17 protein-coding genes are annotated in these 9,142 nt (G+C 67.9%); 3 read left to right on the top strand and 14 right to left on the bottom strand.

Annotation, left to right across the window (positions count from 1 at the left end):
• Positions 1 to 74 precede the first annotated feature (74 nt).
• From EV192_RS03475 to EV192_RS03430, 12 genes are all read right to left on the bottom strand, one after another.
• Complete coding sequence (locus EV192_RS03475) at positions 75 to 539, bottom strand: hypothetical protein (protein WP_132110985.1); 465 nt, start codon at positions 537 to 539, stop codon at positions 75 to 77.
• Entirely contained in the window at positions 526 to 861 is a 336-nt protein-coding gene (locus tag EV192_RS03470) for a hypothetical protein (RefSeq protein ID WP_132110983.1), read from the bottom strand. The genes EV192_RS03475 and EV192_RS03470 overlap by 14 nt, the downstream gene beginning before the upstream one ends.
• On the bottom strand, positions 858 to 1,472 hold the full coding sequence (locus tag EV192_RS03465) for a hypothetical protein (protein ID WP_132110981.1): 615 nt from the start codon (positions 1,470 to 1,472) through the stop codon (positions 858 to 860). The genes EV192_RS03470 and EV192_RS03465 overlap by 4 nt, the downstream gene beginning before the upstream one ends.
• Complete coding sequence (locus EV192_RS03460; RefSeq protein ID WP_132110979.1) at positions 1,465 to 2,262, bottom strand: hypothetical protein; 798 nt, start codon at positions 2,260 to 2,262, stop codon at positions 1,465 to 1,467. Before EV192_RS03460 ends, EV192_RS03465 begins: the two co-directional genes overlap by 8 nt.
• A complete protein-coding gene (locus EV192_RS03455; protein ID WP_132110977.1) occupies positions 2,263 to 2,793 on the bottom strand; it encodes a hypothetical protein in 531 nt (176 codons plus the stop codon).
• Entirely contained in the window at positions 2,793 to 3,041 is a 249-nt protein-coding gene (locus EV192_RS03450; protein WP_132110975.1) for a hypothetical protein, read from the bottom strand. The genes EV192_RS03455 and EV192_RS03450 overlap by 1 nt, the downstream gene beginning before the upstream one ends.
• Entirely contained in the window at positions 3,038 to 3,430 is a 393-nt protein-coding gene (locus EV192_RS03445; RefSeq protein WP_132110973.1) for a hypothetical protein, read from the bottom strand. The genes EV192_RS03450 and EV192_RS03445 overlap by 4 nt, the downstream gene beginning before the upstream one ends.
• The gene (locus EV192_RS03440; protein ID WP_132110971.1) at positions 3,427 to 3,912 is read right to left on the bottom strand and encodes a hypothetical protein; all 486 of its coding nucleotides are present in this window, start codon (positions 3,910 to 3,912) and stop codon (positions 3,427 to 3,429) included. The genes EV192_RS03445 and EV192_RS03440 overlap by 4 nt, the downstream gene beginning before the upstream one ends.
• Complete coding sequence (locus EV192_RS56725; RefSeq protein WP_279492719.1) at positions 3,905 to 4,027, bottom strand: hypothetical protein; 123 nt, start codon at positions 4,025 to 4,027, stop codon at positions 3,905 to 3,907. Before EV192_RS56725 ends, EV192_RS03440 begins: the two co-directional genes overlap by 8 nt.
• Entirely contained in the window at positions 4,024 to 4,713 is a 690-nt protein-coding gene (locus EV192_RS54565; RefSeq protein WP_207925868.1) for a hypothetical protein, read from the bottom strand. The genes EV192_RS56725 and EV192_RS54565 overlap by 4 nt, the downstream gene beginning before the upstream one ends.
• 106 nt (positions 4,714 to 4,819) lie before the next feature.
• The gene (locus EV192_RS53615) at positions 4,820 to 4,987 is read right to left on the bottom strand and encodes a hypothetical protein (RefSeq protein ID WP_165960190.1); all 168 of its coding nucleotides are present in this window, start codon (positions 4,985 to 4,987) and stop codon (positions 4,820 to 4,822) included.
• Positions 4,988 to 5,374, bottom strand: coding sequence for a hypothetical protein (locus EV192_RS03430; protein WP_132110969.1), 387 nt, complete (start codon positions 5,372 to 5,374; stop codon positions 4,988 to 4,990).
• 132 nt (positions 5,375 to 5,506) lie between these two features.
• On the opposite strand from EV192_RS03430, the gene EV192_RS03425 reads away from it, so the two are divergent.
• Positions 5,507 to 5,803 (top strand): helix-turn-helix domain-containing protein, encoded by a 297-nt coding sequence (locus tag EV192_RS03425; protein ID WP_132110967.1) that lies wholly within the window; start codon positions 5,507 to 5,509, stop codon positions 5,801 to 5,803.
• On the opposite strand, the gene EV192_RS03420 is transcribed toward EV192_RS03425, so the two are convergent.
• Positions 5,778 to 6,899: an MFS transporter gene (locus tag EV192_RS03420; protein ID WP_165960189.1), complete on the bottom strand. Its 1,122-nt coding sequence runs from the start codon at positions 6,897 to 6,899 to the stop codon at positions 5,778 to 5,780. The two genes, EV192_RS03425 and EV192_RS03420, sit on opposite strands and share 26 nt — an antisense overlap.
• Positions 6,900 to 6,965: 66 nt before the next feature.
• Here EV192_RS03420 and EV192_RS03415 point away from each other — a divergent pair, with 66 nt between their 5' ends.
• Positions 6,966 to 7,898, top strand: a complete 933-nt coding sequence (locus EV192_RS03415) for an ArsR/SmtB family transcription factor (protein ID WP_132110965.1) — start codon at positions 6,966 to 6,968, stop codon at positions 7,896 to 7,898.
• Positions 7,899 to 7,913: 15 nt separating this feature from the next.
• Positions 7,914 to 8,549 (top strand): MBL fold metallo-hydrolase, encoded by a 636-nt coding sequence (locus tag EV192_RS03410; RefSeq protein ID WP_132110963.1) that lies wholly within the window; start codon positions 7,914 to 7,916, stop codon positions 8,547 to 8,549.
• Between the two features lie 176 nt (positions 8,550 to 8,725).
• Here the strand turns inward: EV192_RS03410 and EV192_RS03405 are convergent, their stop codons facing one another.
• Positions 8,726 to 9,133 carry a VOC family protein gene (locus tag EV192_RS03405; protein ID WP_132110961.1) on the bottom strand — a complete coding sequence of 136 codons (408 nt, stop codon included), beginning with the start codon at positions 9,131 to 9,133 and terminating at the stop codon, positions 8,726 to 8,728.
• Positions 9,134 to 9,142: the final 9 nt, after the last annotated feature.

Genomic DNA, 9,142 nt, shown 5'->3' with positions numbered 1-9,142 from the left:
GTGGGTCGGCGGCCGGTGCCTCGGGGAAGGAGGCACCGACCGCCAGGTCAATCGGCCAGACGCGCCAGGTCAGCTCATGACGCGGCCGCCTTGGTACGAGTCGAGCGGGGTGAACTGCCGCGCAGTCGGGCAAGTTCGTCCCGGGCGCCAGCGGTTGCCGCCTGCAGCCAGCCCAGCCAGTCCTGCAGGGCTTTGCGCTGTAGCCGACGCAGGTCGTCCGAGATGTCCCGGGCGGCCTGCATGCCCTGAACCTTGCGGAGCTTCACCAGCTGGGCATAGGCACGCCGGGCCTGTTGACGCACCAGCGGACTCGGCGATGCCAGGGCGTCCCGCACGTCCTGGTCCACGGGCGACGCTGCCGCCGTGACGCGGCCGTCCTCGTCGACCACCAGGCCGTGCCGCCGGATCACCGCACCGATTTCGCTCGCGGACCATGGCCCTGTGGCGAGCATGTTGTCGACCGTCAGGCCCGAAGCGATCATCGCGAGAATGTCCATCTCGTGCTGACCGATCACGTGCCGCGCGTTACCGGCCGCCATGCCGCACTCCCGCCTCGGCCTGTCGCGCAAGGAACTCGCGCACGGTCTCCAGACGGTTGGCCCGGCTGATACCGAACTCGAACTCCGCGACGCGTCCGGTGGGCTGCTCCACCAGGTACTTGTCCGGCTCGGTCGGCAACGGTTCGCCGTCCGCCACAAACCGGCACGCCGCTCGGATGCGGACGTCGTCGACCGTCCACATGGTTTGGTAGCGGGTCCGGCACGGTCGGCCCAGGTGCGTCCACCGGCCGGAGGGGAATTCGAGGGCCGAACGTCCGCACGCGCCGCATCTGCCCGTCCGTGGCCACGGCAACACGGTCATGGCTCGATCTCGCCATGCTTCATCGCCCAACCTCCCGATGTCTCGCGGACCAGACCGGCTCGCTTCAACTCGTCGAAAAAGGCCGCGCATTCGTCGCACAACGGCTCGTCGGCCGCGCCATGGAAGCGAATGCCGCGAGCAGTGCCGTGCTCCCGTGTGGGCGCTCCTGGGGCCGTAGGATCGTGCTCCGGATCCAGGGCGACGTAGTCGGCGACGAGCGTCTCGTGCAGCTCACGCCACCGCGCGACGGCGCCGTGCTGGACCCAACCGGTGCGAACGCACGGCTCCCCGGGGTGGCCTTGCTGGCCGGTGGCGAACAGTTGGAGCAGTCGGCCGGCGAGCCCAAGCGCGAGCTTGGCGACATGCCGCTGCGCCGCGATGTCCTGCTCGGGTGCCGCTTGGTCGTTCTGCAGGACGACGGGCCGACCGATGAGCAACTGGTCGAGCGGGCCCAGCTCGCACTCGAACCGACCGATCACCGCGGTCGGGCCGACGATCTGCTCGGCCGCCCGGGACACCGGGCAGTCCCGCAGGTGCAGCGGGCAGGCTGAGGTGTGCTGAATCTGCCAGGCGCCGTCCTCGGCGATCTCGATCACGTGCACGTCAGGCATTGCTGGCCGCCTCCTCGGTGTGCAGCTCGTTGGCGGTGCTCGTTCGAATGCCGGTTGCTGTGCGCAGGTCCACCACCGCGTCCTTCGTGCGGGGCGGAAGGGTGGCCGGGTAGACGTCGCTGGCCGGGCCCTCGCCGAGGGTGGGTGAACGGTCGTCCGGCCACACCACGGGACGGATCAGGCCACGGAACTTGTGTCCGATCTGCACCAGGGTGGGCAGCCGCTGGTGGTAGTTGAACAGCTGCAGCTCGCATTTGATGTGCTTGGCAATCGCCACGAACGGCGCCAGGTCCGCCGGCGTGTAGTCGGTGCGCGGCGAGCGCGGCACGAGCACCGATTCGGGCGTCTCGACTCGCGGGTGCAGGTGCTCGTCGGTCAGCAGCGACCAGATCTCGCGCGGGTAGTCCTGCAGGTCGCCGGCGGCGAATTCGAGCTTCAGGCCGTTGCCGAACAGGTCCGGGTCCTCGCGCACAACCACCAGGCCGTCGGCGAGTTCGACTTCCAGCGCGTGGTCCTTGTTGTCCTTCAACCGCGGCCGAAACGACGCCAGCACCGCGCCGACGTCCTCGATCGGCCACAACGCGGCCTGCGGCAGCAGGCCGTAGGCGACCACGAAGGTGTGCCCTACGGCGCGGCCAGTGGTCGACGTCCCGACGAGTAGATCCGACGTGCCGGGTTCGCCGCCGTCCGGGTAGCCGCGGGTGGTGTGCAGCAGGATCCCGGACCCGGCCGTGTAGGCGAGCGTGCCCAGCAGCTCGACCAGGTACTTGGTCTCGATCCGGAGTGCCATTCAGTCGCCGCCGTTCACCCAGCGAACGCCAGCCGCCGCCTCGGTTTGCAGTCGGTCCAACTCGGCCCGCGTCTTGGCGAGTCGGCCAGCCAGATCGACGGCGTGCGAGGTAGCGCGGGTGGCCTTGCGCCGGGACGTCATCAGCTGACGCTGAAACCTGTTCGCCCGACGCAGTTCGCGTTCCAACTGCTCGCGAGTTGTGCGCACCTCGGGCATCCAGTAGTCGCTGATGGCGTTCCAGGCGTTGTCTCGCTGGCGGTTCGCCTCCCGTACGGCCGCAGCGTACTGATCTCCGCCGTGCTCGTACGAATCGATCACAGGCTTCACCTTCGCCCACACCTGACGGGCCAGGAACGACGCCACTGAAGCGATGTCCTTGCGCGGACGCCCCTCCCAGTACTGGCGGATCTCCTCGGCGATCTCGCGTTCGAGCATCGCGAACGGCTCGGACAGCCACTCCCGTGGCTCGGTGATCACGTCTTCCTCGCGCGCCGTGTCGGACGAGTTTGTGCTGTTCTGTCCGGTGGCCATCAGGAGCCGTCCGATCCGGACAGTCGAGCGCTGACGGCTTTCTCCCACGCCTGCAGATCCTCAAGGTCCATACCGGCCTCACCGTCGTTCATGGCGGTGGCGGCCGCCAACGCCAGGACCGCGTGAACATTGGCCAGGCTCAGGTACGCGCCCAACTCGGGCGCGAGATGCGGCGGCGGATTCCCGTGGCTGTCGACGCACATCACGGCCAGTCGCTCGGCTTCCTGGTAGTGCTCAGGCCCAGTCATCGTGACCTCCTCCGGAGGGCAAGGCCGGCCGGCGACGGCGCGACCGCGACATCGGCCGCGCGTCGGCGGCGGCAATGCGGGTACGGACATGGTTCATTCAGGTCTCCTCGAACGTGGTGCTGTGCCGGCGGGTCACTGAAACTGTCTGCGGTCACGTAGGCGTACACACCGGCGATCACCGGCACGCCGACCAGCAGCACGAGCACCGCCGCGAGCGTCGCCTCGTGATGGGCCAGGTACAGCACGACCGCGACTACGAACATCACGGCCGTCGCGGCGATTCCTAGTCCGAAGATGTGCCGCCACACGGCGGCCGCCGCGTCGCCGGCGAGCTGGGTGATGTTGCGTAGTACCGGGTGTGGCGCGGGCTTCGCGTGGTGCGTACTCACGGCCGGCCACCCCTCACGGTCGACTGACACAGCACCGCGCATCCGGGTTTGTGTGCTGTGTAGATCCGCAGGAAACGGGGCCGGATCACCAGAAACGGGTCGCCCTTGCACGCAGAGCAAGGCTTGGCCACGGCCACCTGGCGCGCGAACTCAACCAGAATGTCCGGCGTCAGGACGATGGCCGCGCCACTGCACGCCATGTCTCGCATCGTCTGCCGCTGGTCCAGCCACAACCGATGCCGCAGATACTCAGCGGTCCCGGCCGTGCAGCCGTGCGTGACCGGGTAACCGAACCGGTCGTTACTCAGCACCCACCACGCCTCGTGAAGGCAATCGGTGGGCTTCTCGTTCACCCACCTCGGGATCCGGCACACGTCCGGAGCGGACAACCGGCTGGTGTCCGGATGCTGCGCGCACAGCTCCTCATCGGACAGTTCCATCAGCATGCCAAAGCGCCGTGCTCGCTCCATTACGTCAGGCATTCGATTTCCACCAGATCTCGTCAGGCTCTGGGGCACAGGCCAGAACCAGGGCCAGCGCCAGCAGGGTTATGCACAGCAGCAGCCCGAGGAACTCGGATTCGTACAGGAGCATCACGACACACCACCCTCGAAGGTCGTCCGGTCCGGCGCGTTCTCGTCCGGTGGGTGGTCGGCAAGCAACCGATCGATCTCGGCTGCGATCAGCGCGCCTGCTCGCACCAAGTCGCCGACGCGATCGTTTGTCGGCTTCCATTGGTCCGCTGCCCAGGGCCACCAGTACGGCACGCACACCTGATCGTCCGGGGCGAACACCATTCGCATCGGAGCATCCGGCTGCGGCATCGCGTACGACACCGCCGCCGCTGCCAGCTCACCGCTGCCGTGCTCGACCTCGTCGTGCTCCGGCGTATAGCCCTGGTCGATCTGTCGCCGCCGTTCAGTGGCGATCAACACGGCGCCGTCGACGGGTCCCTCAGGACTCACCCCGCTCGGCGCGGCTGCTGTAACCGTGGTTGCGCTGACCGTGCACGCCAACGCGCTGGCGCCGGGCTTCCCGACCTTGTCCACATCGGACGTCTTCGGTTCGTCATCCGATGCCCTGGGGGCTTCGATGTCCTCAGCCTTCAACGCACGAAACCGTGTGATCATCTCGCGCGCCGTGTCACGTAGGTCTGTGTAGAAGCCGAGAATCTCGCGTTTCGCCTCCATGAACGACTTGCCGTCACCATCGGTGGCACGCACGATCTGCGGGAAGTCGCTTTCGTCCCAACAAACCTCGTATCGAACCTTGCTCTGGCCCATCAGGTGCCTGCCTTTCGGTCCACACAGGTGCTCGCCGCGATCACGACGAAATGGGCAGGAAGCGACCGGCCGGACGCACGCCCGGCCGATGTGACGCTCGTGAACATCACGCGCCGCTCTCATCTCGCAGGGACTCGCGCAGTTCGCGGGCGTTCTGCACCGCGTTGCCAAGCAGTTCCGCGCGGACGGCCGGATCGGAGGCAGCATTGGCGAACTCGTTCGCCACCATCGCCTGCAATTCGGCCCTAGTCGGCGGCTTGTTGTGCCTGCCCATCTACTCGCCGCCCTGCTCTTCGTCCCCGCCGTCCTGCAGCCACTGCGGGCCACCTGGACGCTTCTGTTCGAACGGATGCCGGCTCTCCGGACCCGCACCCGCGTCGTTCTCCGAGTCCGACCGACCCGGCCCGTTGTTCCCCCGTTTCACCGCATCGACCGCGGCCAACAGGTCGGCCGCGTCGAAGTCAGTGATGTGGGTCTGGCCGTAGCGCATGCGCAGCGCCTCATGACTGAGCGAGACCTGTCCGTTCGTGGCCTCGGCCAGCTCGCGCGAGATGTTGAGCCAGGACGCCGGGCGGTCGCGGTCACGGCGCTCGGCGACCCACCGCTTGAGGTCGACGCCCAGCAGGATCGACGCGAGCCGGGTGCTGGCGGTCTGTTGCATGACCATCAACGTAGTTGCGAAATTCTCAACGAGCAACCGTCAGATGTAACGACTGGATCAATGATCTCAACGTAGCGGGCACACTACGGTGGAGAGTTGTCAACAATGTTGTTGCTCTGCCATGCTGTGCGCATGGAGATGAGAGACCTGCAAGCTCGGATCGCCGAGAACATCAAGGTGTTGCTCGCGATCACCGGCATTCGTACGCAGGCCGCGCTCGCGAGGGGGCTCGGCTGGGAGGCCGCGAAGATTACGCGGCTCCTACAGGGGAAACAGGAATGGACGCTCAGCGACATCGTCACGGTCGGTGAGGCGTTCAGGCTCGATGATCCGTTTTTGCTCACGCGGCCGGTCACTGAGGTGGTCGGTGCGATCGCCCCGGTCGCGACCGTGAACAGGCAGGTTACCGAGGCGGATACTCGACAGTAACCGGCTTGGCGACGGGCGTCGCCGCAATACAGGCCGCGGCGATCAACGCGGAGAACGCGCCGAGCAGTGGCGCGGCCGTCAACGGCAGCACCGACACGGACAGTGACCCGAGGGCGAACCCGGCCGCCTGTGCCGTGAACACCAGCCCGAACCCCTCGGCCCGGCGATCCGCCGGCAGGGTCGTCTGCAGATGCACGGACATGGCGGTGTTCAACGGCCCCGTCCAGACACCGACCGTGACCAGGCCGGCGGCCAACATCGGCCAGTTCCACCCGAACGCCACCAGCACCGCCCCGACAGCCATGCCCACCAGCAGCAGTACCGCGCGCACCCGGCGGTCCAGCCGGAGCCGGGGCCCCCACCAGGCGTAACAGATCCCGCCGAGGACGCTTGCCCCGGTCAGCAAGGCGACGACCAGCACAGCTGTCGCCGGTCCACCGCCGACGCGCTGCCCCAACGGCAACGAAGCGACCTCGATCGTGCTCAGCAGGTGCCCGAACCCGAACGCGCAGAACAGCCACGGTCCGATCCGCGGCCACGAGCCACCGCGTGAGCGGGACACCGCTACCTGAGGGACAAGCAGTGCCGCGAACAGGTACGAACCCGCCATCCCCAGCACCGGCACAACCCCGCCGAACGGCGTGAGCAGCGCGACCACCAGCGGCCCGCCCACCACCACGATCTCCACGATCACCGCGTCGATGGACGTGGCGCGTTCCAACGACGTGGGCTTCACAACAGAACCCAGCAACGCCCGGACGCCTCCGGCCAACCCGCCGCCGAGCGCGCCCGTGACCACGACACACGCGACCATCACCGCCGGAACAGCACTCACCAGGGCCAACGCCACGAGGCTCACCGCGCACAACACGAGGAGCAGCCGTAACCCCCGTGCGACTCCGATCCGGTCGAGCAGACGCCCGACGGGTCCGGCGGCGATCACCTCGGCGGCGACGAACACCGCCATCATCAGTCCGCCGAGCCGATAGGAGCCGGTCACCTGGGTGGCGAGCACGGCGAACGCGAGCGGCGCCATCATCGACGGCAACCGCACCAGTTGCGCCCCAGCCGACCATCGCCAATATCGCCGATCCATGCCGGAGAACCTGCCGGTCAGAGCCGTCCATGCGACAATGATTCGGTTATTTCCGAAAGGACAGCCATGCTTGAGGTGGTGCCGGGCGACGTCGGCGCACAGCACGTCCGGCTGGCCATCTCCCCGCTGGAAGAGGTACTCAACGCGGTGCGCGCCCTGGCCCGGCCAGGTCCGGTACACGCCCGGTGGGCCGCGGCCAACCGGACAGCCGTGGACGTGCCCGAACTGGTCACGTTGATCAGTGGCGACGTCTACTTCCCGGACTTCCTCAGCCCGCCGGCCGGCTCGCTCGAAGCCCAGTTCGAGGCGATCGTCCGGACACCGCCGGACCAGGTCCGGCGGGAGATCGAGATGTCCGTCGCCGGCCGGGACGTGCCACCGGACATGTTCGCCGACCCGGCCGCCGCGCGGGACCTGCTCGCCGCGCAGATGCGGGAGTGCTGGACGGCACTCCTCCAGCCGATCTGGCCTCGGCTTCAGGACGTGCTCGACACCGACGTCGACCACCGGACCCGACAGTTCCGCGAAGGCGGCCTGGTGGCCGTGCTGACCGGCATCCATCCCGGCATCGTCGTGGCCGGCCCGAGCATCCTGCTGCCGACTGTCTACAGTGGACGTTTAGAGTTGGATTCGCGGGGACTGCAACTGATCCCCAGCGTGTTCGCACCTCGGTTGGGCGTGATGATGGTGCCGCCATGGCAGCCGTGCCTGGTGTATCCGGCGCGCGGGTCGGCGACCTTGTGGGAGGACGCGCCGCCGCCGGCGAGGGACGCGTTGGCCGGCGTGGTCGGCCGGACCAAGGCCCGGTTGTTGCGCACACTGGCGTCCCCGGCGAGCACCACGGCGCTGGCCACCCGGTTCGGCGTGGCGCCGAGCACGATCAGCGAGCACCTGACGGCCTTGGTCGCGGCCGGCCTGCTGACCAGCCGGCGGGTGGGGCGTAGTGTCCAGTACCGACGCAGTTCGCTCGGCGACGAAATCGTGTCGAACGCGACATAGGGAGGGAATCCACCGATGCAGTTCGTCCACTTCGGACACTCATGCGTGCTGGCCGAGACGGCGTCCACCCGACTGCTGTTCGACCCGGGCGTGTTCTCCCAGGGCTTCGAGGACGTCACGGACCTGACCGCGATCCTGATCACGCACCAGCACTTCGACCACCTGGACGAGAAGCGCCTGCCCGCGCTGGTGGCCGCCAACCCGGGCGTCCGGCTGATCGTCGACCCGGCGTCAGCGGAAAACGTTGCCGCCCTTGGCCTCACCGCGGAAACGGCCCGCCCCGGCGACACCCTCAAGGTGGGTGACACGACCGTGGACACCGTGAACGGCAACCACGCGATCATCCACCCCGAACTCCCGGTGCCGCCGAACAACGGGTACGTGCTGGACGACGGCGCGTTCTACCACCCGGGCGACTCGTTCTTCCGTCCGGCGCAGAGCGTCGACGTCCTCGGCCTGCCCACCGGCGCGCCGTGGTCGAAGCTGTCGGAGACGGTGGACTTCCTGCGAGTGGTCCGGCCGAGGGTGGCGATCCCGATCCACCAGGCGGTCCTGGCCACGCCACAGATCTGGTACGGCCGCTTCGAAGAGCTGAGCCACAAGGAAACCGAGGTCAAACTCCTCACCCCGGGCGAAGCTACGACGGTCTAGCGGCCCACCGCCTACCTCGGCACCCGGTCCCGGCCGACCCGGTTTTGTCGGTCCCCCGCGATAACGTTGATCCGGGGGACCTCAGCCTCCCCTCCCTTTGGGCTGCGTGGTTGGCGCTGCGCCCAAGGTGTTGGGTCGACTCGCGCTCCTGTCATCGTTCACCCCCAGGGAACGTGTTAGGACGCGGGTGGGACGGCCGCACCGGTGCGGGTGGCCAGCCATTGCTGGATCTCGAGCAGGTGGCCTTCGGGGTCGCGCAGGTAGGACACCTTTATTCGGCCGTCGAGCACCACGGGATCCGTGCAGGACGCGCCGCGGGAGGTCAACTCGGCCAGGTACTCGTCGACGTCGTCCACGCGCAGGGCTACAAGGGTGTTGTCGCCGTCGCCGGGTTTGAGGTCGGGGATGATCGTGGCCAGTTCGGCCCGGGAGTGCAGGGCCAGTGTGCTGCCGAGGTCGGGCTTGAAGGCCACGTAGGGACCGTTCTCGGTCTCGAACTGGGGTTTCAGGCCGATCACGTCCCGATAGAACCGGTAGACAACCGGGAAGTCGGACACGATCAGCCGGATCTGGGTCACATCCATGGGAGTGAC

Origin of the sequence: Actinocrispum wychmicini (assembly GCF_004345645.1) — a bacterium.
Taxonomy (GTDB): domain Bacteria; phylum Actinomycetota; class Actinomycetes; order Mycobacteriales; family Pseudonocardiaceae; genus Kibdelosporangium; species Kibdelosporangium wychmicini.
Note: the sequence above shows the minus strand (reverse complement) of the source record. Positions and strands in the feature narration are given on the sequence as shown.